We start from the raw sequence: 25,955 nt of genomic DNA, 5'->3' as shown, positions 1-25,955 counted from the left end.
ACCTCTTCAACGGGGCCGCGTCTCCGCAGGCCCGGTCGGCGGTGCTTTCAGAAGGCGGCTCGGCTGCTACGATGAGGCGTGACCGACCCCATTGGGCTGCCGGCGGGGGTCCTGGTATGATTTGGCGGCACAACGGCGTGCGAGCCACCCAGCCTCGCCGTTCGGGCGGGGCCTGTTGCAGGAGTCTCTCCGATGCTCGACACCGGAAACACCGCCTTTGTCCTGATCGCGACCGCCCTTGTGTTGCTGATGACCCCCGGCCTCGGCTTTTTCTATGGCGGCATGGTGCGCGGGCGAAATGTGCTCAACACCCTGATGCTCAGCTTCGTCACGCTGGCGGTGGTGGGGGTGCAATGGGTCTTGATCGGCTACAGCCTGGCCTTTGCTCCGGGCCAGGGTGCCTGGGCGCCCTGGATCGGTTCCTTGAAGTGGCTGGGCTTGCAAGGGGTCGGCCTGGCCCCTGAACCGAGCTACGCCGCCAGCATCCCTCATCTGGCCTATGTCGTGTTTCAGGGCACCTTTGCCATCATCACTCCCGCCCTGATCAGCGGCGCGGTGGTCGAGCGCATGCACTTCCGCGCCTATGCTGTCTTCACGGCGCTCTGGGCCACCTTCGTTTACGCGCCGATCGCGCACTGGGTCTGGGGCCAGGGCGGCTGGCTGAAGGGGCTCGGCGCCCTCGACTTCGCGGGGGGCACGGTCGTGCACGTGGCGGCCGGCTTTTCAGCCCTGGTGGCGGCTGCCGTGGTGGGCTCGCGGAGTCGGCCCTCGCCCGTCGTCTCGCAGGGGTATCAGGTGCCCTTCGTGCTGCTCGGGGCGGCCTTGCTCTGGTTCGGCTGGTTCGGCTTCAACGGCGGCAGCGCCCTGGAGGCCAATGGCATTGCGGCGCTGGCCGTGACCACCACCAACACGGCTGCGGCCGCGGGGGCCCTCAGCTGGATGCTTTTGGAGGGCTGGCGCGAGCGCAAGGTGACCGTCGTGGGCGGCGCCAGCGGGGCGGTGGCCGGTCTGGTCGCCATCACGCCGGCGGCCGGTTTCGTGTCGCCGCTGGCGGCGATCGCCATCGGAGCGGTCTCGGCGGTGGCCTGCGCGTACGCGGTCGAGTGGAACCGGCGACGCCTGAAGATCGACGATTCGCTCGACTCTTTCTCGGTTCACGGCGTGGGCGGCATCGTGGGGGCCCTGCTGACCGGCGTGTTTGCCAGCAAGGCGTTGAACCCGGCCGGGGCCGACGGCCTGCTGGCCGGACACGTCGGCTTGCTGGGCATCCAGCTGGTGGCGGTGCTGGCGGTGGCGGCCTATGCGGCGCTGGCCACCTTCGTGCTGCTGAAAGCGCTCGATCGCGTGATGCGGCTGCGCGTGGCCGAAACCATCGAGGCCGAGGGACTCGACATGCACCATCATGGTGGTCGACTGGGCACGGCCCAGCTGCCCCCCACCGAGTGGGCCACGCCCGGGCAGGAGCGAGCTCTCTAGGGGCAGGGCGCGCGGGTTTCGTCGTCGCACCGGCGCGACGTGGACAGCCACCGGCTCGCCCCGGATGAGGCCGGGCGAAGCCAGGGAACAGGTGATGCCTGAGAGCGCCGCCCTCAGAAGCGGCCGAAGGTCCGGATGAAGACGTCCTTGGCCATGCGCGCCTGGGTCTCGGCGTCGCCCTTCGCGCTCTGCTCGATGCGGCTGGCCTCGACCTTCAGCTGGGTTTCCAGGGCCTTGATGTCCCCGTGCTTGCGAAACGCGGCGATGCCGCCCTCCATGAAGCGGGCTTCCACGAACTTGGCCCCTTTCAGCCGACCCAGCGCGATCACCGCCTCGAACTCGTCCGGGCGCAGCTCGCCATACACCTGCCGATCGATCATGCCGTAGGCGACCGTCTCGGTCAGCGCCCCGTCGCGAACGGCGGCAATCACCAGCCGACGCTGCGCATCGCTCTTCAGGGACTGAGCCACGCGGGGGACGGTGGTTTCGCGATCGATGGCGCTCATGACGTGGCTCCTTGGAACTCCGTTCGGGGGACATGCGGCTTGTCCGCCCGTTCGGTTCCAGCTGGGTCGCAAAAGGAGGAGATCAGGTTAAGGCTCGTCTAAAAATCCCTTGCGACCGTCCAGGCGAGAGGTCGGGCACGTTCCGGCCCGGCCGGAGCGATCCGTCAACGCACCACGCGCACGACGTGATTGAACGTATCGACGACGTAAATGGTCCCGCTGGCGGTCACGGCGAGGCCCGATGGGGTGGAGAAGCGCGCCGCGGTGCCCAGGCCATTGCGATAACCGTTGCCGCCACCTCCTGCCAGCGTCGTCACCGCACCGGCCGGCGTGACCCGACAGAGGCGATCGCCCGCCACGTACAGGGTACCCGTGGGCGTCACGCAGATGGCGCGGGGCGAGCTGAATTGAGCCGCCGTGCCAAATCCGTCGAGCGTTCCTGCGGACGAGCCGGCCAGCGTCGACACCACGCCCCCCGGGGTGATCGCGCGAATGCGGTGATTGCCGGTATCGGCCACATACACCGTGCCGCTTGCGTTGACGCACAGGGATTTGGGCAAGAAAAACTGAGCGGCGGTGGCCACCCCATCTGCATCGCCCTGAGTAGAACCCGCGTAGGTCGATACCTCGCCGCCCGGGGTGATGCGGCGAATGCGGTGATTGTTGGTGTCGGCGACGTAGATCGTCCCACTGGCGTCCACGGCCAGGCCGTCCGGACTATCGAACTGAGCGGCGGCGCCAGTGCCCTCCGCGAGGCCCTGGGTGGAGCCGGCCAGGGTGGTGACGGCGCCCGCCGCGCTGACCACCCGGATGCGATGGTTGTTGCGGTCCGCCACGTAGATCGTGCCATCGGAGGCAACCGCCAGGCCGGAAGGAAGATTGAAGCGGGCGTTGCTGGCCGTGGCATCCTGGTAGCCGGCCACGCTGCCGGCCAGGGTCGTGACGCGTCCGTCATTGAGGTTCGTGGAGAAGGCGAAGCCCGAGGAATCCGGGATAATCTTGCGAATGCGGTGGTTCTGGGTGTCCGAGACATAGACGTTGCCCGAGCCATCCACGGCGATGCCTTCGGGTTGGAGAAAGCGGGCCTGAGATAGGGCACCGTCCTGGCTTCCACGCCCATTCGGGGCGAGCGTGATGACGCTGCCGTGCGCGAGCGCCCGCACGCCACTGGTGTCGGTGAAGAAGAGGCTACCGGCCGTGCCGGCGCCAATCCCCCAGGGAGCCAAGATCTGAGCGGCGGTGCCGAGGCCATCCTGAACGCCGCCTTCATTGCCGCCGGCCAGTGTGGTGACCACCCCCGCTTTGGTCACGCGCCGGATCCGGTGGTTGCCGTGATCCGCCACCGCCAGCGTGCCGTCGCTCAGCAGGGCAATTCCCTGGGGCTGATTGAACTGGGCGCCCGCCCCCGTCCCATCCTGGTAGCCGAAGGAGGAGCCGGCCAGGGTACTGACGACCCCGGTGGCGGAGATTTGCCGGATGCGCGCGTTGAAGGTATCCGCGACATAGAGCGTGCCGTCGGGACCAAGGGCCAGGTCACGCGGCTGATTGAACTGAGCCGAGAGGGGATTGAGGCTGTCGGCGCTGCCCTGCGTCGAACCGGCGAAGGTCGAGACGACCCCGGCGGGGGTGATTCGTCGAATGAGGTGATTGACGGAATCCGCGACATACACCGTGCCACTGGCATCGACCACCAGTCCGTGCGGGTTGGCAAACTGCGCCAGGGTGCCGGTGCCATTGGTGTTGCCCATGCTGGAGCCGGCCCACGTCGTCACGACCCCAGTTGGACTGACCTTGCGGATGCGGTGGTTGTTGGTGTCGGCGATGTAGAGCGTGGCGCTGGCGTCGAAGGCCAGGCCTCGCGGGCTATTGAACTGAGCGGCCGCCCCTGTCCCATCGAGGTTGCCCGGAAAGATGGAGCCCGCGAGCGTCGTCATCACGCCATTGAGGTCGATCCGACGGATGCGGTGCTGCTGACTGTCCGTCACGTAGAGCGTGCCGTCCGGGGCCGCTTTGATGCAGCTTTCGATGCCCAGAGGCAGGAGCTGGTCTTCGATGACGACGCCGGCAGTGCCCGCATACCAGTCGACCAGCCCCCGGTTGTCGCGCAGGGTGCCATCCAGTAGCCCCACGGCCGGTAGGTCGGCCTGGTTGACGAAGGCGCGGTCCAGCAGGGCAACGCTCAGGGTGACGGGGGGCGGGGTGGTGTTGTTGGTGAAGATGACGGTCTGTTCCGAGCGTGTCGGGTCGCTGATGGCGCTGCCCAGCGTCGGGAAGGCGGTTCCTCGCAGCACGTAGGTCGTCTGTGCCCTCAGGTGGGTGAAGCGCAGGGCCGAACCGAACGCGGCCGGGTTGGTGTGTTCCAGCGTGGCGATCGCCGGACCCGTCACGCCGCTGACGCGCTTGTGCAGGGTGACCACCAGGCGCGCCACATCGGCGGCCGTGTAGGGATTGATGGTGGCGAAAAGCTGACGTTGGGGGAGGCGTGCGTACACCGTGAGCGTGGTGTGGCCACCTTCGCTGGTGACATTCGCCGTGCGTCCGAGCGACAGCACATGCTGGGTCTGCCCCGTGCCGGGCAACCAGCAACCCGCCAGGCTCGAGACCACGACCAGCCAGGCCGCCAGCAAGAAGCGGCCCATCAACGGATCCTCCGGATGCGCCTGTCGCTGAAGACGTACAGGCTGCCGTCCGGACCGATCGCTAGCGCACTCGCGTTGTACATGGTGACGGCGTCGGCCGGCCCCTCCAGGGAGCCCGTATCGGCGCCTGCCAGTGTGCTCACCAGACCGGCTGGCGTGATCTTACGGACCCGGTGGTTGCCTTTATCTGCGACATAGACCGTGCCGCTGGCATCCACGGCCACGGACGTAGGGACGGTGAAGCGGGCCGAGGCGCCTGCCCCATCTTGATATCCACTCGACGAGCCGGCCAAGGTGCTCACTTCGCCCCCTGGCGTGACCTTGCGGATGCGGTGGTTGAAGGTGTCCGCCACATAGATGGTGCCGCTGGCATCCACGGCCAGGCCCTGGGGAGAGGCAAATCGCGCCGCTGCCCCGAGACCGTCCTGGTAACCGTTCGACGAGCCTGCCAGCGTCGTCACCTCGCCGGCTGGGGTGACCATTCGGACGCGGTTGTTATCCGTGACGTAAAGGTTGCCGTCGGGCCCCAGCGCTCCCCCACGCGGGAAACTGAATTGCGCCGTGGCACCGCTGCCGTCCTGATAACCACTCGTGGAGCCAGCCAACGTGGTTACCACGCCCGCCGCGCTGATCCGTCGGATGCGATTGTTATTGCCATCGACCACGTAGAGCGTCCCACTGGCGTCGACGGCCACTGCCCAGGGGAAGGAAAATTGGGCCTGGCTGCCGGTGCCTTCTTCGAATCCCATGCTGGAGCCCGCGACGGTGATGAGCTGGCCTCCTGGGGTGATGCGACGGATGCGGTGGGTGTTCTCGTCCGACAGGTAGATCTGCCCGTTCCCGTCCACCGTCAGTTCCACGTTGAAGCCCAGGCTACTGGCCAATGCCCCTCCGTCCAGCGTCAACGCGTCGTTGTCCTCGATCAGCGTGCTGGCGTCACCACCGGCGGTCAGCGTGCGGATCCGATGCAGCCAGGGTTCCTGGCTGAAGGCTTCGCCGGAGAAGCCGTACCAGAGTCCGGCTTCGGAGACGTAGAGGCCCTGCCCGGGAGCCGCGACCATGCCTTGAATTCGCTTGTACTGGGCACTGTTGGCAGGTCCATTGCGGTATCCACCTAACTGATCCCCACCCGCCGGGCCGGAAAAGTGGCTGACTTCGCCCGCCGGCGTGATGCTGCGGATGCGGTTGTTGAGGTCGGCCACGCGCAGGGTGCCGTCGCTAGCCAGGGCCAGGCAGTTGGGGTAGGTGAAGGTCGCCGTGGTGCCCGGGCCGTCCAGGTTGCCCATGGCCCCCGTGCCCGCTAGCGTGCTCACCGTCCCGGCGCTGATGCGGCGGATGCGCTGATTGTTGCGGTCGGCCACGTAGAGCGTGCCACTGGCGTCGCGGACCAGGCCTTGGGGAACATCGAAACGCGCAGCATTGGCGAGGTCGTCTGCGAAGCCCTGCGTGGAGCCTGCCAGGGTGCTTACCACCCCGCTGGCGGTCACGGTGCGGATCAGGTGATTGCCGGAATCGGAGACATACAGCGTGCCACTGGCGTCAATCGCCAGGCTGTGGGGCCTCGAGAACTGCGCGGCGGTTGCCTCGCCGTCGGCAAAGCCCAGGCTGGAGCCGGCCAGGGTGGTGACCACCCCCTCCGGAGTGACCTTGCGAATGCGATGGTTGCTCAGATCCGCGACGTAGAGCGTGCCGCTGGCATCCAGCGCCAGGCCCAGGGGTTGCTGAAAGCTGGCCTGGGGCCCGGTGCCATCGGCGTGACCGGGATAACCGCTACCTGCCAGGGTGGTGACCAGGCCTCCCGGCGTGACCTGACGGATGCAGTGGTGATTGGTGTCTGCGATGTACAGGGTGCCGGCAGAGTTCACGACCATGCCGGTCGGCATGGCCAGGGTGGCCCGCCCGAGCAAGCCGTCGTACTTGGGGCCCGGCGTACCGAAGGTGAGGGGCATGTTCGGGTCCGGAGGTTCCAGCACGCCGGCCACCAGCGAGACCAGCGCCTGCGGCCCTGCGAGCAACTGCAAGCGCAAGGTCACGGCCAGCGCGGCGTCGTCGTTGGTGGTCAGCCAGCCCACCATGTTTCGGTTGTCCGAGGCCGGCAGGGTCAGGAGGTTGGCGGCGGACAGGCTGTCTTCCCCGTAGCCCTCGCCGCGCAGGCGGTAGCTGGTGTTGGCGCGCAAGTGGCGGATGATCAGGGGCTGGCTGAGTTGGCTGCCGCTGAGCGTGCGGACACCGAGCGGGACCTCCGTGCCTCCGTCGACGCGGTAGAGCGTGACGACCACCTGGGAGACCTCGCTGGCCTTGGGTGGACCCAGGGCCAGCAGGGAGCGGGGAGCTCGGGGCCGCGAGGCGACAGGCAGCGAGAGCGTCACCCGGGCGCTGGCGCTGCCGCCGTCCGCGGCATCGAACACGGCCCCGGTCGGTGCTCGCAGCATGGCGATTCCCGTGCCGGCCGGCAGGCGCATGCAAGCGGCGAGGGGCCAGAGCACCCACGCCAGCAGCAACACGACACGCCAGACCAGCGCCAAATGTGTCCTCCGAGCCTTCCCAGACAGCGTGGGGGTTCCCCAGCGCGGGCGATGCGCCCCTGGTGAACCCCCCACTTGATTAAACCCGCAAATCAGCAAGGGATAACGCTTTGGCGGACAGAAAGCGAGGCCCGGGCGATCGCCCGTCACGCCAGGTTACTTGGCAAGTTCCTCGCTGGCGATGCGCTTGATCTGGTTGTGGCCCGAGTCCGCGATGAACAGGTTGCCGGCGGCATCGAAGGCCAGCGCGTTGGGCTCGCGCAGGCCGTCGTCGACGCCCGTGCCGTTGAAGAATTTGCCCCCTGCGCCGGCCAGCGTGGTGATCAGGCCGGTCTTGGCGTCGACGCGGCGCACGCGGTGGTTGCTGGTGTCCGAGATGTACAGGTGGCCCGCCGCGTCGAAGGCGAGCCCCAGGGGCAGGTGCAAGCGCGCCGCGCTGGCGGGACCGCCGTCGCCCTCGAAGCCCGAACTCAGGTTCGGCGAGCCGGCCAGCACGCTGATGGTGCCGCTGGCACTACGCTGGTAGACCGTGGACGCCAGCACGTCCAGGTAAACCAGACTGCCGTCCGGCCGTGGCGTCAGCGCGAAATAGGCCCCCATGTTCTTGCGCGGCAGCAGTTCCTCGACCCGCTCGCCCTGGACCCGCACGATGCGGCTGCTGGGCACGGGCGTGAGGGTGGCATCCGAGATGAGCCAGCTGCCCGAGGTCTCGCGCACCACGTGCAGCGGCTTGAGCTCGGCCGGCAGAGTGACGCGGGTGAGTTGCCCCGCGGTATCCACCCGGCGCAGGCTGTAATGATTCTGGTCGCCGGCGGCAAAGCTGACACCACCGTCCGCCTCCGGAATCAAGGTGGTGCTGATGCCGATGGCGGTGTCGAGGGCGGGGCCGACCGCGCTGGCGGCGGTGGCGTCCGGAGGTGCCCCATTGCCCGCCAGACGCCGATAGAGGCCGTCCAGGTCGCGGCGCCAGATCAGGCCGTTGATGCCATCTGCCACCAGCAACCGCCCCTGCGCGTCAAAGGCCAGCGCCGAGGGGCGGTTGAGGCTCACCTGCTCCCCGGAAAGGCCCTGGCCAGGCTCCAGTTGGATCCCCGCCACGCGCGTGTAGGCCTTGCTGGCCAGGTCGTAGCGCCAGACCTGACCCGTGGTGTCGCTGGACAACCAGACCGCCGTCGCGCTCGCGGTGAGGCCCGTGGGCAGTTTGGGGCTACTCAGCTCCAGCACACGTTCCCATTTGCCGTCCGCGAAGCGGTGCAGGGCCCCATCACCGTGCATGTAGAGCACGCCAGCCGGGCCAGCCGCCAGGTGCCAGTTAGTTTTGAAGTCGCGCGCCGGGATGTCGGCGGCCGGCACGAACGCATCGTCGACGAGGCGCGCGAAGCCGTCGCTGCCGTAACAGGCAAACACCTGCCCGTCCGGAGTGGACGCCAGCTTGGCGGGCGTGCGCAGCTTGCCGGCGTGCAACAGGGGCATCAGGGTTCCGTTGGGCTCGACCCGGTAAGTGCCTTCACCTGAGGCGAACACGCAGCGGCCTTTCGCATCGACGGCGATGGCGTGCGGCGCAGTGATGGTGGCCTCGCGTCCCGGTGTTCCGGCGCTGATGGCGCTGCCGGGCTGGGGTTGCGGCGCGAACATCTGGCTGCCGACCAGGGGGCGATTCCCGGCCAGGGTGGTGATCAGGCCGCTGGTTGCGTCGATGCGTCGGATGCGATGGTTTTTCAGATCACAGACGAACAGGTTGCCGGCTGCATCGGCGGCCAGCGAGGTCGGGCCTTGCATGTAGGCCTCGGCAGCAGGGCCGTCGTCACCCAGGCGCAGGGTGGTGCCGTCATCCGTGAAGCGGCCGACGCCGTTGCCGGCGAAGCGGCGCAGCTTGCCATCGGCGGTGATGCGCCGGATGCGCCCGGCCCAGGTCTCCACCACCAGCACGCTGCCGTCGGGCATGGCCTGCAAGCGATGAGGGGCCGCCAGGGCCACGCGGGTGGCCGGCAGGCCTTCGCCCATATCCTTGAGACCGGCCACCAGAAGACTTTCGACGTACTGAACCTGAGCTTCCAGGGTGGCGTCGGCGGCGCGCAGGCGGTCGACCTCGGCCACCACCGATTCGAGCTTGAGGTCGCCGAGGTTGAGTGAATTGCCTCCAGCCACCCCGAGTTTGGCCCGGGTGTCGGCCTCGACGCTGCCGGGCAGCTTGTCGAGGATGTCCTGCTGGCCTTTCACGAAGCGATTGGCAATGTAGCCGACCGTGAGCGTGCTGAGGGCATCGATGTCGATCTGGCGCGGGGCTGCGGCCTTCGCTTCCTTGGCGGCGTCCGGCAGCAGCGCCACGGCCACACCCACCTCAGGCTTGAGCCCCACGACCTGCAGCAGCAGGTTGCGGCCAGCCGGTTGGCGCTCGAAGCGGAAATTGCCCTGGGCATCCGTGTCGGCCTGATAGGGCTTGCCGTCCGGCGCCGCGATCCAGCGGCCGCTGGCATCGACGATCACGATCCGGGCGCCTGCCACGGGTTGCTGGTCCAAGGCTTGCAACCGCTTGCCCGTGGGCAGCGCCGAGAGGCTGAATGGCGCTCCGGGCCTGAAACCGAGCGCGCGATCGCTCACCAGCGAGCCCGCCTGGTCGCTGATCAAGTTGCCGGCATTGTTCGACAGAATGTTGCCGGCGTTGTTCGACAAAATGTTGCCGCTGTTATTGGAAAGCAGTTTCGCGGGGACGGAGAAGCGACCGCCCAGCGGGAGCTCGCGGGACGGCAGCGAGACGCTCGAGCGCGCGAGGTTGGTGACGGTCGTACCGTCCAGGCCAATCAGCGGGGTCGTAGGTGGACTGACCTTGGAGACATCCTCGGTCGTCTGGCCGGTCGTGCGGGTCGGGTTATCCTTCAGCGCCGACGCGTCTCCGGTTCGCGTGACGGTCTGTTTGGGACTCGCACTCCGGGCCTGCGGAGGCACCTGGCACGCCGTGATCAGGAAGGCCAGCAACAGCGTGGGGTGAATCAGGCGCACGGGCAAGCTCCTTCCGCGAGGGTCTTGCGCTCATGTACCCGGGATTGCCCCTCAGTGCTGGGCGACCTTGATGTCGGCGCCGGCCGGCAGGTCGAACTCGAGCCGCAGGTAGTTCAGCATGCTCTCCAGCGCGGCTTCCCGCGTTTCCGCCGGAAAGCAATGGCTCAGAACCAGTTCCTTGTCGTAGCTGACCGACACCCAGAAGCTTTGCATCGCGGTTCACCCTCTGTTCAACACGGATGGGGTGGTTTCACCCCGGCACACGCACGAGAGGGTTATAGGCCGGGGGGCTGCCCGCCTGAATCAGCCTGCGGTTAAGCTTGCGACAAGTTTGATTAAAACCGGTGATCCTGCTCACGCCCGCCGGGCTTGATACAGCTTCACCGCGTCGAAGAGGGTTTCCGTGTTGCCGGCCGGATAATGGCGTCCGTCGCGCTGGTTGAAGGCCTTCACCACGCCGAACAGTACGTCGGCTCGGTCGACGGCAGCCGGGCGCACCGCCCAGTCGGTGCGGCGGGTGTTCAGGCATTGGGTGGGGGCGGCGGGCATGCGGGGCGAACCTCGACGTCGGTATTATTAAGGCGAGATGAAATGCTTAATTTAAGCATAACCTTAGCCTCCGCCCACGTCAAGCCCCGATTGCGCCGGGACGGGCCGCTGGCGAGCCTCAGGGGGCGAGTGGTACACTTCGCTGCGACGGGCACTCAGCGACGAGTGTCGAGGGAGGGCGCATGGCGAACAAGGTGGTGACGGACGCCCAGGCGGCGTTGGCCGGAATTTTGCGCGATGGCATGACCATCATGGCCGGCGGCTTCGGCCTGTGCGGCATCCCCGAGAACCTGATCGCGGCGATTCGCGAGGCCGGCGTGAAGGATCTCACCTTCATCAGCAACAATGCCGGCGTCGACGACTTCGGCCTGGGCCTGCTGCTCCAGACGCGCCAGATTCGCAAGATGATCGCCAGCTACGTGGGCGAGAACAAGACCTTCGAGCGGCAGGTGCTGGAAGGCGTGCTGGAGGTCGAGCTGATTCCCCAGGGCACCCTGGCCGAGCGGATTCGCGCCGCCGGGGCCGGCATCGGCGGCTTCTTCACCCGCACGGGGGTGGGCACGGTGGTGGCCGAAGGCAAGGAAACGCGCCTGATCGACGGCGTCGAATACGTGCTCGAACTGCCGCTGCGGGCGGACCTGGCGATCGTCAAGGCCCTGAAAGGCGACGCCGCCGGCAACCTGGTGTACCGGCAAACGGCCCGCAACTTCAATCCGATGATGGCCACGGCGGCCCCCTGGACGCTGGCCGAGGTGGAGCAGCTGGTGCCGGTGGGCGAACTCGACCCGGACCACGTGCACACGCCCGGCATCTTCATCGACCGGATCTTCCAGGGGACGAATTACGAGAAGCGCATCGAGCAGCGCACGGTGCGCCCGCGCGAGGCCGCCCCGCTCGCTTGAATCGGCAGAACGGGGCGCTGCTGGATGACCGCAGCGCCCCCCGGCAGGAGGTTTCCGCATGGCTTTCGACCGCAATCAAATCGCCGCCCGCATCGCGCAGGAACTGCGTGACGGCTACTACGTCAACCTGGGCATCGGCATTCCGACCCTGGTGGCCAATTTCATTCCGGCCGGCATAGATGTGACCCTGCAGTCCGAGAACGGCTTGCTGGGCATCGGGCCCTTTCCTTTTGAGGGCGAGGAGGACCCCGACCTGATCAACGCCGGCAAGCAGACCGTCACGACCCTGCCTGGCTCCAGCTTCTTTTCCAGCGCCGACTCGTTTGCCATGGTCCGCGGCGGGCACGTCGATCTGACCATTCTGGGGGCCTTGCAGGTGGCCGAGAACGGCGACCTGGCCAACTGGATGATTCCCGGCAAGAAGGTCAAGGGCATGGGCGGGGCGATGGACCTGGTGGCCGGCGCCAAGCGCGTGATCGTCGCCATGGAGCACTGCAGCAAGGAAGGCGAGCCCAAGCTGCTGACGCGCTGCGCCCTGCCGTTGACGGGGCAGGGTGTGGTCAACATGGTCGTGACGGACCTGGCCGTCATTGACGTGACGCCCGGCGGCTTCCTGCTGCGAGAGCTGGCGCCCGGCGTCACGCTGGATGAAATCAAGGCCAAGACCGGGGCCTCGCTGACGGTGGCGCCGGAACTGCTGGCAGCCGCCTCGGCCTGAGCGGGGGGCTGACGTGAAGGGCCGCCTGCGCGCCGGAGTCTGCCTGGTCCTGCTGGCCGCCGGAGCGGTCGTGCCGGGCTGGCCGGCGCAGGCCACGGACCTGATGGGCGGGCCCCCGGCGGCCAGTGGCGCGACCCACGTCGCCCCGACCGCGCCGGAGGCGCCGACCGTCCTGCCCCCGGCCGCGGCGCCGCGCAGCCTGCCGACGGTTCGACCGAGCGCCTATCCCACGCCGGGGTATCGGCCGCGCCCGATCGCGGTCTCCCGCATGCCCTACGAGGCCAGCTGGCTGTATCGCCAGCCGCAGCCCGCTGTTCTGGCCCGGCGAGGCGCCGTGGCCTGTGTCTCGGCGATCGCCAGCCAGGTCGGCGTGGAGGTGCTGAAGCGCGGTGGCAACGCCGTGGACGCGGCGATCGCCGTGGGCTTCGCGCTGGCCGTGGTTTACCCCGAGGCCGGCAACCTGGGCGGCGGCGGCTTCATGCTGGTGCACGCGCCGGGTGGCGGTCAGAGCGCGCTCGATTACCGCGAGACGGCCCCCGCGGCGGCGCGACCGGACATGTTCCTGGATCGGCTCGGCAACGCCACCTCAGCCAGCCAGGTCGGCGTGCGCGCGGTCGGCGTCCCGGGCACGGTGGCCGGCTTCGAGGCCGCTCACCGGCGCTATGGCAAGCGCCCCTGGGCCGACCTGGTGGCCCCGGCGATCCGGCTGGCGCGGGATGGCTTCATCGTCAACGAGTACCTGTCCGGTTCCTTTTACCGGGCCCAGGATCTGCTGATGCGCTTTCCCGAATCGCGTCGCGTCTTCCTGCCCGAGGGGCTGACGCCCAAGGCCGGAGAGCGCTTCCGTCAGCCGGATCTGGCCGTGACGCTGCAGCGCATCGCTCGTCAAGGCGCGCGGGGCTTCTACAGCGGCCCCACGGCCCAGGCGATCGCCCAGGACATCGCCCGTCAGGGCGGCGTGCTCAGCGTGGCCGACATGCAAGCTTACCGGCCACGCTGGCGCGAGCCGTTGCGGTTCGATTATCGCGGTCAGACGATTGTCACCATGCCGCTGCCCAGCAGCGGTGGCGTGACCATGGCGCAGATCCTCAACATCCTGGAAGGCGTCGACCTGCCCAAACTCGGCTGGCACAGCGCACGCCACCTGCACTGGCTGACGGAGGCCGAGCGGCGCGCCTTCGCCGACCGCAACGCTTTTCTCGCCGACCCCGACTTCCTGCCCGACCAGCCCGTCAAGCGCCTGATCAGCAAGGCCTATGCGCTTCGTCGGCGCGCCAGCATCCGCGAAGATGCCTCGACCCCGGCCTTCGGGCGCCAGCCGGGCCCGGTCGAGAGTGAGCAGACGACCCATTATTGCGTCGTCGATGCTGGCGGGATGGCGGTCTCGAACACTTACACCCTGAACGGCAACTTCGGTTGCGGCGTCGTGGCGCGCGGTACGGGCGTGCTGCTCAACAACGAGATGGACGACTTCACCGTCAAACCTGGTGGTGTCAACCAGTTCGGTCTGCGTCAGGGCCCCTTGAACCAGGTGGCGCCGGGCAAGCGCCCGCTCTCGTCCATGACCCCCACGATCGTCTTGGATGCCCAGGGACGTCCTCAGTTCGTGCTGGGCTCGCCTGGCGGGCCGACCATCATCACCACCGTGACCCAGGTGCTGAGCAACGTGCTCGACTTCAAGCTCCCGCTGAACTGGGCGATCGCCGCCCCGCGCCTGCACCACCAGGCCCAGCCGGACCTGCTCTATCAGGAACCGGGCGGCCTCGATGCGCTCACGCGGGTGGAACTGGTGCGGCTGGGCCATCAGGTGCAGGCGCGGCCGCTGATTGGCGATGCGCAGGGCATCTTGCGGCGCCCGGATGGGGCCTGGGAGGCCTATGCGGACCCACGGCGCGGGGGCGAGGCCTTCGGTTATTGACCACGGTCCGCTCCGGCCGCTTGACAGTGTCGTCGCGCCTGGGTAGTATACAAAAATAGTATACAAGCTCGGGGTTTCATCCAGCGTCACCCCGAAAGGAGGCCTCCCGTGTTACGTCCAATCGCCTGGTCGCTCAGCCTGGTTCTGCTGCTCGGCGGGTGTGCCGTGCCGGGGCTCACCGGACCTTCCAAGCTGCCGGTTCGCGACCCGGTCACGGGCAAGCTCATTTCCAATGCACCGCTCGAGCCGCTGGCCGGCGTGGCCTTTCGCCCGCTGACGGTGGCCAATGCCCGGTATCTGTCGGGCCAGGCCGGGCCGGTCGGCGTCGACGCGGCCACGCTGCGGGCGGGGGGCCCTGTCCCGGCTGGTTTGGTGGGCATGGATGCGGCTACCTTGGGGGGGGGCGCGTCCGCGCCTGCTGCCCCGATGGCCCCGCTGCCTGCATCGGCTGAGCGGATGGTCGGCCGGGGCAACGACAAGGTTGCGAACGCGGGGAACTCTGCCTCGACCGCCGGCGGCGCTTTCAGTGGCAACGTCTGGGGTGGCTATGGCTACCGCTACTACTTCGGTTTTGGGGCAGGCGCCGAGCAGATGGCGCTGGTCTCGGTGCAGGAGGGTGAAACCAAGGGCGCCCAGGGCGGGTTCTCCGCGATCGTCAGTGCGGTCGTCGGCCCGGTCATCAAGGATTGGGCATCGGATGCGCGCCTGACGGAAGCCGGCTCGACCCTCACCAACGCGGGGGCCCTTCACCGCGACGACCAGACCGCGCCCGAAGCGGGGCTTGTGCCGGTGCGCCTGAGCCCCTTCGAGGGGGGGGCTGGCTGGCGCCTGGTGTACCTGTCCTCGGCCCGCAGTGAGATGCTTCAGTTCATCGTCACGCCGGAGAAGACCACCCTGGTTCGCCTGCGCTGGGCGCCGCTGGAGCTGGCCCCCGAGCGCGTCAAGGTCGATGCGGGCGAGGCGATCGCCCGGGTGATCAAGGCGGTCTCGGACCGGAGCTTTGCGGGCGAGGAGGAGCGCACCCGCCAGGATTACTTCCTGGGGCACGCCTTCGAACAGCCCAAGACCGGAGAGTATGACGGTGACGAGCAAAAAACCGAGGTGCTGTATCAGGTCCCCGGCAACGCGCGCTGGTCCGTGAGCCTGCAGCAGATTGTGGGCAAGCTCGTCTGGGAGCTCAACTGGCACGCCCCCGAGGGGCCGGGCGCCGACAATCGGCTTCCGATCGCCGTGCCAGGCGTGGCCGTTGCGGTCAGCGAATCGATGACGCCAGCCAAGGCGGCCTTCCGTCTGCTGCAAGGCACGTCGGTCTCCATGCCTGCTCCGGACCGCGGGCTGTCCCCCGTGCCAATGCCGCCTGATCAGGTGTGCAACCCCGTGCAACGCAAGGAAACGAATCGCTACACCAACCAGAGCGGGTCGGCCATGGTCGATGCCGAGAGCGGCGCGGTGATCCGATTCACCCGGCCCACCCGCGTGACCCACACCTGGTTCAACTCCGTGTGTGAGGTCCATGAGCCCAAGCCGGTTCCTACGCCTACCAGCACCGCCACGCCCCCGCAGAAGCCGGTCTTGCCCCCATCGCCTGCCCCCACGCCGGTGGCCCTGCCCAGCCCCGACCCCAGCGCGACCTCGACGGCTGAGGCGGCGGGTCGGGCCAGCGGGACGCTGGCGGCCAATGGCTGAGCCGAGCGCACCGAACCTGGACGCTGCCTGATCGCCGCGATGAGAGCAGCTTCGCTCTTCCCACGGCGGCCCCCATCAACATCAAGGTCCGGCTTCCCAGCGGGATTCCGGACCTTGGGCGTTTGCCTGGGGGCTCCGTGCTGGCGCCCCCCAGCGTGAAGGGCGCGCTTCAGGCGTCGAAGCGGACGAACTCGCCGTTGCGGACCTGGCCGTAGATCTCCTCGATGTCGCGGTTGCGCAGGCCCACGCAGCCATGGGAGTAGTCGAGCCCGATCGAGCTTTCGGTGTAGGTGCCGTGAAGTTCCTGGCCGTTTCCGTCCACGTCCTTGAGCTTGCCGGTGACCGGATCCACCAGGGTCAGGTCGATCAGGCGCGTGCCGAAGGCCTTGCCGTTGCTCTCCGGCCAGAGTGCCTGACTCACCGAGGTCGGGTCGCCGTTCTTGCCGGTGATCTGGCGGACGCCGGGCGTGGTGGCCCCGCCCCGGCCATCGGCGTGATGGGGGGTGCCAGTGCGCACGCCGTAGATTTTCTTGAGCTTGCCGTTGGCATCGAACAGGAAGGCGCGGTGCTGCGAGATGCTCACGACGACGCGCGCCTGCTTGCCCGGCGCGATCGTCGGGTTGGGCACAGGACCCGGGTTGACGCCCGCATCCCAGCTGTTCTTGCCAGGTGGCGGGGCGTGGCGGTCGAGCGCCTTCATCGTGTTGGGGCCCAGGATGCCATCGGCCGGCAGGCCGGCCATCACCTGGAAGTTGCGCAGCGCGGCCTGGGTCTGGTTGCCGTAATAGCCGGTGGCCCCGTCGGCGATCGTGAAGCCCATGGCGTGGAGGGCCCCCTGCACGGCGGCGACGCCTTGACTGGAACTGCCGGGCCGGAGGACCTGGCCGGCCATCAGCAAGGCGAGGTCGGGCTGGTTGGCAAAGCGCGCATTGGCGAAAGCCGCCGTGGCCTGGAAGCCGTCCCGGGCCATCGGGGGCGTCGGGTTCGGCTTGGCAGGCTGAGCGCCCGCCTCATTGGGCGTGTTCAGCAGATTCCAGAGCGTCTTGCCAAGCCCGATCGGGCGGCGGGAGGTCGGTTCAGGCACCGCGGTTCACCTCATGCACATGCGGCGGGGGTCTATGGGGTTATATCCCCCAGCCCGGAAAAACTTACCCGCTCGGCACCGGCTAAAGGATGCTTGAAAATCCTGTAGAGTATCTCCGAATCTTGATTTGCGGGTGTCCGTCCTGCCTTGTTAAAGAACTGGTAATAATTTGGAAAAGGCCCGGACGCGATCCCATTTGGCTTTCTTTAAAGCACGCAGCGAGCAGGGGCGGACGCTCGATAAGGCGGGCATCCAGCGGAGGACCCTGCTCCATGTCGTCGCCTCATCGCCGCCCGGTAGCCGTTCGCCTGGCTTTCGCGCTTGTCTGGCTCACCTTCCTGGCCGGTTGTGGCCAGGCATCGACGGCAGGGCGCTTCAGCCCGGTCAGTGTGGCTTTGCCCAAGGCCAAGATCGGGCGGTCACTCACGCTGCTACGTCCCGCTTCGGCGATCGCCTCCCCCGCCCCGTCGTCTGCAGCCGATCTCAGCGACTGGGACGATTCAGCCGAGCTTGGCCTGACACTGCCGGTGTTACCCCCCCACACGGAGGCCTCGGCCGCTCTCCCGGTGGCTGCGCTGCCGGAAGCGGCGATGGCCACGCCGACCCCGGCACGCCGGCCCTCGCCGGTCGTCATTCCCTCCCCGGTGCGTCCTTCCGCGCCGGTCGTTCAGGCTTCCCCGTTGCGTCCGGGCTCGCTCCTCGCCACGCCTGAGGCGGTGCGTACGCCGGTTGTCGCTTCGCCCATGTCGGTTGTCGCTTCGCCCACGCCGGGCCCGACCCCCAAGCCGCTGGCGCTGCTGCTGGCCGAGGGACGGCGTGCCGATCTCGACCTGCTGGCCCCGGCGGACGAGCGCCGCATCCAGGCGGCGCTGCGTGGGCTTTCGAGTGCGCGGCTCGGCCACCTGGCGGGCTTGATGCAGGAAACCCGTTCGGACGTGGAGGCGATCCTGATTCTGAAGGCCCTCGGGGCAGGGGAACCGGATGCCAGTTTGGCTGACTACGCGAAGCAGATGCGGGGACAGGCGCCCAGCCTGCTGATCGCGAACTCGACCATGCGGGATCCGCTCGACCTGCGGCAGCAGTGGAAGGACGCCTGCGGTCCGGCCATGTTCATGGTGGCGGCCGGCGAGGTCAATCCGCGCTATGCCTGGCAGCTGAACCAGCATTTTCGCGTGGCCGAGCGGGCCCACGACACGCACAACCGGCAACTGGCTGAGGAGCAGAAGCGCCTGCTGGAGGAATTCAACGGCGTGGCCGTGCCTTACGGCAGTCCGCTCCAGGGCCGTGGCATCGTGATCCCCGACCTGTTGCGAAAGTACCTGACGCCGGTCACGGGCGTGGGCTACCGCGTGGCCAAGGTCGGCCCGGTGGCCGAGGCCGTCGAGGCCATGGTGCCGATGCTGCAGGACGGCTATGACCTGCCGATTGTCGTCTCGTGGGACCGGCCGGAGGTGGCCGCTCCCCGCCACCACTTCATGCTCGCCATAGCCGTGCGCGGCGGCCGGGGGGACCGGGAAATCCTGGTGCACGACACCGACACCGGGCGGACCCAGTGGGTTCATGAGGCCCAGTTGAGCCAGCAGTCGGCCGCGCCCCTTCTGAACGGCTACACCCGGCTGACCCACTGGTACGAGGCGACGCCTGCTCGCCCTTGAGAAGGACCCGGGGGCGTGGCTGCCGGCGTCGGCCCCTCGCCGTTGGCTACCCCTTCGGCGAGGCCGGACCCGGGCGCAGCCTTGCCCTCCCGAGCCGGCCTCGCGGGGGACGGCGGGCGCCGCCCGTGGGGGGCCGGCTGAAATAGGCTGCGCAGGCCCTGACATGGGGACGCCCGTCCCTCGTGGTGTCCTGGCTGGGCGGTTTCGAGCCTGGGGAAATGGTGTCGGGCCTGTTGCGCGGCAGAAAAATTTGCGGCTTATGGGTTGACCCGTCCCCCTGTTGGTTATATAGTGAATATCTAAAGATTATCTTCTGGTTAAACCAAGCAATACACCTGGCAAAGGTCAATTCCCATGGACGTTTCACATCTGCGCTCGCTGGGCGCATACTACCTGCACAAGATGGGATGCCAACCGGCGGCCACCGCCGCCACGCGCAAGAAGGCGCCGAGCCATCCGAGCATGGCCTCCGAGCGCTGGGGCACGCTGGTGGCGGTCGAGCAGGCCTCGGTCGGCGATCGCTTCAGCCTCGGGCGTTTGCTGCTGCAGGCCGACGATGGCCAGCCGCGCAGCTTCGCCTTGGAGCGCGGCCACACCGCGATTTCCTTTCACTGGCTCGACGAGCGGGGTGCCTGGCAGCGCCGCGCGGCGCTGGTCGCGGAGTTGAAACCGGGCATGCGGGCCGAGGTCTGGGGCGAAGGCGGCGTGGCTGAGGCGGTGCTGGTCGAGGGCGGCCCGCGTCCCTGACGTTGGCGTTCAGGGTTGGCGAGGCGAACTGGACGTGGGAGCTATCCCCTGATTCGGTCTTCGGGTCGTGCCGGCGCAGCATCCGCGCGCCGTCGCGAAAGCCCCGGCGGTGAGCCTGACGCCCTGTGCTAAGATCGTCGCGGAGGCGGCATGCAGCGCAAGAAGCTCCCGATCGGGATCCAGACCTTTGCGAAGATCCGTGAAGATTCGCATTACTACGTCGACAAGACGCGACTGGCATTGCACCTGATCGACCAGGGGACGCATTACTTTCTCTCTCGCCCAAGGCGATTCGGCAAGAGCCTGTTCCTCGATACGTTGAAGGAACTGTTTGAGGGGAATCGTGGGCTGTTCGAGGGGTTGTACGCGGCTCAGCACTGGGACTGGGCCAGCAAGCACCCCGTGCTGCGGCTGAGCTTCGGCAGTGGCGTGCTCAGGACGCCGGAGGATCTCGGAGCCAGCTTGCTCGAGCAGCTATCTGCTTTCGAGGCGCTTCACGCGCTGCCGCCCGAGGTTGCGGACCTGAGGGGGCGCTTCAAGCGGTTGATCCGTGGATTGCATGAACGCACGGGACAGCGCGTGGTGGTGCTGGTAGACGAATATGACAAGCCCATCCTTGACAACCTGACGGAGCCGGAACGGGCGGGGGTGATGCGCGATGGGCTGCGGGACATCTACAGCACCCTCAAGGACGTGGACGCGCACCTGCGCTTCGTCTTCATCACGGGCGTGAGCAAGTTTTCCAAGGTTAGCCTCTTCTCAGGCCTGAACAACCTCAACGATATCACGCTCGATCCCGAGTATTCGGCCCTCTGTGGCTACACGGAGCACGATGTCGATACGGTCTTTGCGCCCGAACTGGAGGGGCTAGACCGGGAGCGCATCCGGCGCTGGTACAACGGTTATAACTGGCGGGGTGAGGCGGTGTACAACCCGTTCGACCTGCTGCTGCTGTTCCAGAAGCGGGAGTTCCGGCCTTACTGGTTCGAGACAGGAACACCGACGTTTCTCGTGGAGTTGCTGGCGCGCCGGCAGTTCTTCACGCCCAACCTTAGCCGCCTGACGTCTTCGGAGGAGTTGCTCGGAGCGTTCGAGGTGGACGACATCGAGCCGGAGGCCTTGCTTTGGCAGGCGGGCTACCTGAGCATTCAGGCGGAAAAGGAAGTGAGCGAGGGGCAATGGTTCTATACGCTGGGCTACCCCAACCGCGAGGTGGAGGCCAGCTTGAATGCGAGCTTAATGCGTGCCTACGGCGTCTCGCGCCAGACCTCCGGCGAGGTGCGCAATCGCCTTCCGGGGCTGCTCGCGGCGGGTGATATGGCGGGCCTGAAAGACCTTCTGCACGGACTGTTCGCGAGCATCCCGCACGACTGGCATCGCAACAATCCGCTGGCCCAGTACGAGGGTTTCTACGCCAGCGTGTTCTATAGCCACCTGGCGGCGCTGGGACTGGACACGCGCGTGGAAGATGCCACCAACAAGGGTCGCATCGACCTGGCCTTGCGGTTGGATTACCGCTCTCAGCCATCCCTGGCCTCCGTGGAATCAGCCCATCCCTGGGCAAGTAACCGCTCCCGGCCATCCCTGGCCTCCGCGGAATCAGCCCATCCCTGGGCAAGCCGCGTGTACCTCTTCGAGTTCAAGGTCGTCGAGCAGGTGCCGGACGGGCGGGCGCTGGCGCAGCTGCAAGCAAAGGGCTACGCCGAGAAGTACCGGGAGCCTGGCGTGACCGTCACGCTCGTCGGCATCGAGTTCAGCCGCGAGCAGCGCAACGTCGTGGCCTTCGAGGTGGCGGAGGGCTGAGCGGCACCCGGTGGGCTGCCCGCAGCCGCACCGCGCCCTATCTGAGCGTGATCAGCGCCTGAAGCCCGCCCGTCTGCGCCGCCACCGTCTCGGGGTCGAGCTGCAGGTTCACGGCCACGGCCGTCGTCACGCCGGCGCTGACGCTCGCGGCCTCGCGCTTGGTCCCGAGGACCGCGTTCCCCGCGCCCAGGGCGTCGACCTGCAGCGAGTAGCTCCCGGGCACCAGGTCCGCGATCACGACGTACCCCTGGCCCCCGGCCAGCGACGCGGCATCGAGGCGGGCCTCGACGGGGCTCGGGCCCGTCAGGCGGAGGCGCAGCGCCTCGACCTGCGCGACGGTCGCCAGGAGCCGCCGGCCCTGGAAGCCAGCCACCTGCACCTGGCGACCGTCGCCAGCAGGTTCGGGTCGAAGTCCTCCGTCAGGGTGTTGGCCCCCGAGAGCTCTACCCGCAGCGTCGTGACGTCGGCGACGGTGGACAGCAGCCGGCGCACCGCCCGCCTCGCGGCAGAGGGTGCTGCCGACTGGATGTTCCTGTTCCGCCTGCCTGGCGCCGGCGCCCCTCGCTTCGTCTCCGTGACGGTGGATTGCGCAGGGTCGCTGGAGGCCTCGGTGGCGGAGATGCCGTCAGGTCAGCAAGGCTTCGCCTTCGAGCCGGCCAGGATCGTGCCCGCGGCGCAGGCCGTGGCCGCCGCAACCGCCGACGGGCTGCCGGGAGAGACGTTCTGGGTCGAGCTCGCGCCGGCCGACGGCCTGTTCTTTGGCGCGCAACAGACGCCTTACGTCGGGCCCCTGACCTTTCTGGTGGGCACGGAGCGCTTTCGCGAGCACCGGCTCGTCTCGGCCCGCTCGGGGCTGCTGCGTCGCGGGCCGGACGAGGCCGAGTTGGCCCGCGCGCGGACCTTGATGACGCCCTTGCTCGTCCGCTGGCACCAGACGCTCACGCACGGCGAGCGGCGGCCCGTCACGTCAGCGGACCTGGTGGCGGCCGGCATGGTCCCCCAGGGGGCCGCCAGCTGGATCCGGATGAACGACGCCGATCGCGACGGCGTCGTGACGCAAGACGAGCTCGTGGGCACCTTCACCACCCCCACCTTCCTGCGCGCCTGGCGTGAGGCCGTCATCATGGGCGAGCTGTGGCGGGCCGACACGGACCGCGACGAGCGCCTCTCCCCCGCCGAGGCGCGGCCCGGTGTTGCCCCCGGGGCGGGGCCTCCCCCCCCGTGCTAAGATCGGGCCGGAGGCGGCATGCAACGCAAGAAGCTCCCGATCGGGATCCAGACCTTCGCGAAGATCCGCGAGGAGGCCTACTACTACGTCGACAAGACGCCTTTTGTGTTGCGCCTGATCGAGCAGGGGACGCACTACTTCCTCTCGCGGCCCCGCCGGTTCGGCAAGAGCCTGCTGCTCGACACGTTCAAAGAGCTGTTCGAGGGGAACCGGGCGCTGTTCGCGGGGCTGCACGCCGAGGCGCACTGGGACTGGTCGGTGACGCACCCGGTGGTGCGGCTCAGCCTGGGCGACGGGGTGTTCGAGACCCGGGAGGACCTGGCAGCAGGGCTGCACAAGCAGCTCTCGCGCCTGGAGCACGAGCACGGTCTGTCGCAGCGGTTTCCCGATCCGCGCGGGCGCCTCGCTGACCTCATCGAGACCCTGCACGACCGCACGGGCCGCCGGGTGGTCGTGCTCATCGACGAGTACGACAAGCCCATCCTCGACAACCTCACAGAGCCGGCCGTGGCGGGGGTGATGCGCAACGCCCTGCGCGACCTGTACGCGGTCCTCAAGGGGGCAGACGCGCACCTGCGTTTCGTCTTCATCACGGGCGTGAGCAAGTTCTCGAAGGTCAGCCTGTTCTCGGGGCTGAACAACCTGCGGGACATCACCCTCAGCCCCGAGTACTCCGCGCTTTGCGGCTACCAGGACCACGATGTCGACACGGTCTTCGCCCCCGAACTCGAGGGTCTCGAGCGCGAGGAGCTGCGGCGCTGGTACAACGGCTACAACTGGATGGGCGAGGCCGTTTATAACCCCTTCGACCTGCTGCTGCTCTTCCAGGAGCGCCAGTTCAGGCCCTTCTGGTTCGAGACGGGCACGCCGACCTTCCTTGTGGACCACCTCGCCAAGCATCGCTTCTTCACGCCGGACCTGGCCCGGCTGACCTCCTCCGCCGAGCTCCTCGGGGCCTTCGACGTCGACCGCATCGAGCCGGAAGCCCTGCTCTGGCAGGCAGGCTACCTGACCATCCAGGCCTCCCACGAGGTGAGCAAGGGCCTGTGGTTCTACACGCTGGGCTACCCGAACCGCGAGGTGGAGTCGGCCCTGAACGCGAGCCTGTTGCTGCCCTATGGCGTACCGCTGCGGGCCTCGGGCGAGGCCCGCAGCCGGCTGCCCGGCCTGCTGGCGGCGGGCGACATGGCCGGGCTGGAGGCCCACCTGCACGCGCTCTTCGCCAGCATCCCCCACGACTGGCACCGCAACAACCCCCTCGCGCAGTACGAGGGCTTCTACGCCAGCGTCTTCTACAGCCACCTCGCCGCCCTCGGCCTCGACACGCGCGTCGAGGACGCCACCAACAAGGGCCGCATCGACCTCGCACTGCGCCTCGACGACCGCTCCCGGCCATCCCTGGCCTCCGCGGAATCAGCCCATCCCTGGGCAAGTAACCGCTCCCGGCCTTCCCTAACCTCCGCGGAATCAGCCCATCCCTGGGCAAGTCGGGTCTACCTGTTCGAGTTCAAGGTGGTCGAACAGGTGCCGGAGGGGCGAGCACTGGCTCAGCTGCAGGCTCGGGGCTACGCCGAGAAATACCGGGCGCCGGGTGTGACGGTGACGCTGGTGGGCATCGAGTTCAGCCGCGAGCAGCGCAACCTGGTGGGCTTCGAGGTAGCCGAGGGCTGAACGGGGCAATGGCATGCTGATTTCCGGGCACGAATCGGGGACGTTGGCCTTTGAAGCCAGAACCTACCCGTGAGCCCGTGGGGTTTCGCCTGGCTGTCGCATCCCGTTTGATGAGCAGGGCCTTCCTAGTTCTTTCCTGAGGCCACGTGAAGGCGCTGGCCCTTCGGCGCCATCGGGGCAGCACCGCGCTCGCCGCTGCCGCCGAGTTCCAGGAACTGCCCCCGCTCGCGCTCGTTGAACGCCGCGAGCAAGCCGGCCGGCCCGACCTGCCGCGCCAGCGCCAGCAGGTCGAGGCGCGGCCGCCCCTGTGCATCGAACTGGCTCCTCCACACGCCCATGTCGCGCGTGTCGGCCTTCCAGCCCGTCAGCGCGCCCACCACCTGGTTGCCCGTCTGGAAGGCCTCGTGCTCGTGGTGCATGGGGCAGAAGTCGCAGAAGCTGAGCTTGCCTGCGAGCGCCTGCTCGCCGACGACGCCCTGGAGGCACTGGTCGCTCGCCTGCCACCCGAGGCGTTCAGGCTTCCGATGCACGGCGACCGCGGGGGGCACGTTGAGATCTTCAACTCTTGTTTCATTCGTTTTAAATGTTTTTTAACTCAAACGGGTGGACTTTGGAACAGCGGCGGAACAGCCGGGCGCGAGAACCCCTTTGTGACCCGAACAAGCTGCTGCCTCCGAGCGGTCAGCCAGGAGAGAGAGGGCCGCCCGATGCCCAACGCCATTGCCACCAAGATCGGCCAACTGATCGGCCTCCAGCCCAAGGCCCCCGCCGCGACCGATGCGGCCGCCACCAAGGCGATCGCCGTGCCCACCCCCAAGATGGCCGCCGACCAGCTGAGCGTCAGCCAGGGCCCCTCGCGCGCTTGGAGAGAGAGCGGTGGCTTCGTCCGTGAGGACCGCGAGGGCGACATCGCCATCTGGCGCGCCCAGGACATGAGCCAGACCGCGCCGCACTTCTCGGCCCAAGCGCGCTTCGAGGCCGCCTGCAAGAACGCCGGCGAAGGCGACATGGCCTGCCAGGGTCCCCGCTACCAGACCATCAAGGTTACCGCGCAGGTTGGCCGCTACCTCGGCACCGAGGTCACGGACTCCGGCTCGATCCCGGGCGCTGCCCATCCCTGGGCGACCAAGACGCTGGAAACGCTCGATATGGCCACGGGCAAGCGCGTCTCGCTCGACACGCTGTTCCCGGCCCATGCGATCTTCGACGCGATGATGAAGGACCCTGTCGTGAAGCAGGCCCTCGCCGGTGCCAAGCCCAGGAACCTGGAAGAGCTCCGCGTGGCCCTCGCCGGCAAGAAGACCCCGGATGGCGCCCACTTCTTCCCCGAGGAGGGCCTGTTCGAGCACTTCAGCTTCCACCACGTGAAGGGCAACCAGGTCGCCGTTCGCCTGGCCCTCCCGAACGCCGTCGAGGCCGCGCGCGGCACGTATGCGCAGCTGGGGCTCTACATGGACATCCCGAAGGAGCTGAATCAGGACCTGATGCGCGCCGCCGGTGCGACCGAGTACCGTGCCGGCGTTCTGTGGGAAGAGCTCGAGCGCAAGGGTGGAAACCCCGCCACCCGCTTCTACAGCGCCGGTAAGTAACGCCCCCTCCGACCCTCCCGTCCTCACCCGGCGGGAGGGTTTTCCCAGGCGTCGGACGCCGACCCCTGCAGGGAGCCCCCCGTGGCTGTCGCCTCGTCCATTCAGCCTGGTGCGGGGCTTCGACCCGCTCGATCACCTGGTCTGCTCCGCGCGCTGGTCGAAGGGGGCTGATTGCAGCGGACGCACGGCTTCCGGCAACGCCTCGAACGTGGCCAGGCAGTGCGACGGGATGATGCGCACACCGCTTTGCCGCCCGTGC

20 protein-coding genes are annotated in these 25,955 nt (G+C 68.1%); 11 read left to right on the top strand and 9 right to left on the bottom strand.

Going from position 1 to position 25,955, the window contains the following annotated elements; all coding sequences use genetic code 11:
• Nucleotides 1-192: 192 nt before the first annotated feature.
• The gene (locus tag VKP62_02050; GenBank protein MEB3195961.1) at nucleotides 193-1,476 is read left to right on the top strand and encodes an ammonium transporter; all 1,284 of its coding nucleotides are present in this window, start codon (nucleotides 193-195) and stop codon (nucleotides 1,474-1,476) included.
• Nucleotides 1,477-1,589: 113 nt separating this feature from the next.
• Here VKP62_02050 and VKP62_02045 read toward each other — a convergent pair whose 3' ends face one another.
• The 6 genes from VKP62_02045 to VKP62_02020 form a co-directional block, all read right to left on the bottom strand.
• A complete protein-coding gene (locus tag VKP62_02045) occupies nucleotides 1,590-1,982 on the bottom strand; it encodes a hypothetical protein (protein ID MEB3195960.1) in 393 nt (130 codons plus the stop codon).
• Between the two features lie 164 nt (nucleotides 1,983-2,146).
• A complete protein-coding gene (locus VKP62_02040) occupies nucleotides 2,147-4,621 on the bottom strand; it encodes an NHL repeat-containing protein (GenBank protein ID MEB3195959.1) in 2,475 nt (824 codons plus the stop codon).
• A complete protein-coding gene (locus VKP62_02035; protein ID MEB3195958.1) occupies nucleotides 4,621-7,146 on the bottom strand; it encodes a hypothetical protein in 2,526 nt (841 codons plus the stop codon). The genes VKP62_02040 and VKP62_02035 overlap by 1 nt, the downstream gene beginning before the upstream one ends.
• A gap of 156 nt (nucleotides 7,147-7,302) precedes the next feature.
• Entirely contained in the window at nucleotides 7,303-10,146 is a 2,844-nt protein-coding gene (locus VKP62_02030) for a hypothetical protein (protein MEB3195957.1), read from the bottom strand.
• Between the two features lie 51 nt (nucleotides 10,147-10,197).
• On the bottom strand, nucleotides 10,198-10,359 hold the full coding sequence (locus VKP62_02025; protein ID MEB3195956.1) for a hypothetical protein: 162 nt from the start codon (nucleotides 10,357-10,359) through the stop codon (nucleotides 10,198-10,200).
• Nucleotides 10,360-10,500: 141 nt separating this feature from the next.
• Nucleotides 10,501-10,695 carry a hypothetical protein gene (locus VKP62_02020; GenBank protein MEB3195955.1) on the bottom strand — a complete coding sequence of 65 codons (195 nt, stop codon included), beginning with the start codon at nucleotides 10,693-10,695 and terminating at the stop codon, nucleotides 10,501-10,503.
• Nucleotides 10,696-10,877: 182 nt separating this feature from the next.
• Between VKP62_02020 and VKP62_02015 the strand changes: the two genes are divergently transcribed.
• The 4 genes from VKP62_02015 (at nucleotide 10,878) to VKP62_02000 (ending at nucleotide 15,919) form a co-directional block, all read left to right on the top strand.
• Nucleotides 10,878-11,597, top strand: coding sequence for a CoA transferase subunit A (locus tag VKP62_02015; GenBank protein MEB3195954.1), 720 nt, complete (start codon nucleotides 10,878-10,880; stop codon nucleotides 11,595-11,597).
• A gap of 58 nt (nucleotides 11,598-11,655) precedes the next feature.
• Nucleotides 11,656-12,315 (top strand): CoA transferase subunit B, encoded by a 660-nt coding sequence (locus VKP62_02010; protein ID MEB3195953.1) that lies wholly within the window; start codon nucleotides 11,656-11,658, stop codon nucleotides 12,313-12,315.
• Nucleotides 12,316-12,328: 13 nt separating this feature from the next.
• The gene (gene ggt / locus VKP62_02005) at nucleotides 12,329-14,233 is read left to right on the top strand and encodes a gamma-glutamyltransferase (GenBank protein MEB3195952.1); all 1,905 of its coding nucleotides are present in this window, start codon (nucleotides 12,329-12,331) and stop codon (nucleotides 14,231-14,233) included.
• Nucleotides 14,234-14,341: 108 nt separating this feature from the next.
• Nucleotides 14,342-15,919 carry a hypothetical protein gene (locus VKP62_02000; GenBank protein ID MEB3195951.1) on the top strand — a complete coding sequence of 526 codons (1,578 nt, stop codon included), beginning with the start codon at nucleotides 14,342-14,344 and terminating at the stop codon, nucleotides 15,917-15,919.
• Between the two features lie 169 nt (nucleotides 15,920-16,088).
• On the opposite strand, the gene VKP62_01995 is transcribed toward VKP62_02000, so the two are convergent.
• Nucleotides 16,089-17,003 (bottom strand): L,D-transpeptidase family protein, encoded by a 915-nt coding sequence (locus tag VKP62_01995; protein ID MEB3195950.1) that lies wholly within the window; start codon nucleotides 17,001-17,003, stop codon nucleotides 16,089-16,091.
• Nucleotides 17,004-17,275: 272 nt separating this feature from the next.
• On the opposite strand from VKP62_01995, the gene VKP62_01990 reads away from it, so the two are divergent.
• From VKP62_01990 to VKP62_01980, 3 genes are all read left to right on the top strand, one after another.
• The gene (locus VKP62_01990) at nucleotides 17,276-18,658 is read left to right on the top strand and encodes a hypothetical protein (GenBank protein ID MEB3195949.1); all 1,383 of its coding nucleotides are present in this window, start codon (nucleotides 17,276-17,278) and stop codon (nucleotides 18,656-18,658) included.
• A 354-nt stretch (nucleotides 18,659-19,012) separates the two neighbouring features.
• Complete coding sequence (locus VKP62_01985; GenBank protein ID MEB3195948.1) at nucleotides 19,013-19,405, top strand: hypothetical protein; 393 nt, start codon at nucleotides 19,013-19,015, stop codon at nucleotides 19,403-19,405.
• 150 nt (nucleotides 19,406-19,555) lie between these two features.
• The gene (locus VKP62_01980; GenBank protein MEB3195947.1) at nucleotides 19,556-21,208 is read left to right on the top strand and encodes an AAA family ATPase; all 1,653 of its coding nucleotides are present in this window, start codon (nucleotides 19,556-19,558) and stop codon (nucleotides 21,206-21,208) included.
• A 37-nt stretch (nucleotides 21,209-21,245) separates the two neighbouring features.
• Here the strand turns inward: VKP62_01980 and VKP62_01975 are convergent, their stop codons facing one another.
• Nucleotides 21,246-21,581, bottom strand: a complete 336-nt coding sequence (locus tag VKP62_01975; GenBank protein ID MEB3195946.1) for a hypothetical protein — start codon at nucleotides 21,579-21,581, stop codon at nucleotides 21,246-21,248.
• A gap of 51 nt (nucleotides 21,582-21,632) precedes the next feature.
• Here VKP62_01975 and VKP62_01970 point away from each other — a divergent pair, with 51 nt between their 5' ends.
• Nucleotides 21,633-22,436, top strand: a complete 804-nt coding sequence (locus tag VKP62_01970) for a hypothetical protein (GenBank protein MEB3195945.1) — start codon at nucleotides 21,633-21,635, stop codon at nucleotides 22,434-22,436.
• An 18-nt stretch (nucleotides 22,437-22,454) separates the two neighbouring features.
• Complete coding sequence (locus VKP62_01965; GenBank protein MEB3195944.1) at nucleotides 22,455-24,107, top strand: AAA family ATPase; 1,653 nt, start codon at nucleotides 22,455-22,457, stop codon at nucleotides 24,105-24,107.
• A gap of 125 nt (nucleotides 24,108-24,232) precedes the next feature.
• Here the strand turns inward: VKP62_01965 and VKP62_01960 are convergent, their stop codons facing one another.
• Nucleotides 24,233-24,655: a hypothetical protein gene (locus VKP62_01960; protein ID MEB3195943.1), complete on the bottom strand. Its 423-nt coding sequence runs from the start codon at nucleotides 24,653-24,655 to the stop codon at nucleotides 24,233-24,235.
• A 159-nt stretch (nucleotides 24,656-24,814) separates the two neighbouring features.
• Here VKP62_01960 and VKP62_01955 point away from each other — a divergent pair, with 159 nt between their 5' ends.
• Nucleotides 24,815-25,696 carry a hypothetical protein gene (locus VKP62_01955; GenBank protein ID MEB3195942.1) on the top strand — a complete coding sequence of 294 codons (882 nt, stop codon included), beginning with the start codon at nucleotides 24,815-24,817 and terminating at the stop codon, nucleotides 25,694-25,696.
• Nucleotides 25,697-25,955: the final 259 nt, after the last annotated feature.

It is taken from the genome of Candidatus Sericytochromatia bacterium, from assembly GCA_035285325.1.
GTDB lineage: Bacteria > Cyanobacteriota > Sericytochromatia > S15B-MN24 > JAQBPE01 > JAYKJB01.
Note: the sequence above shows the minus strand (reverse complement) of the source record. Positions and strands in the feature narration are given on the sequence as shown.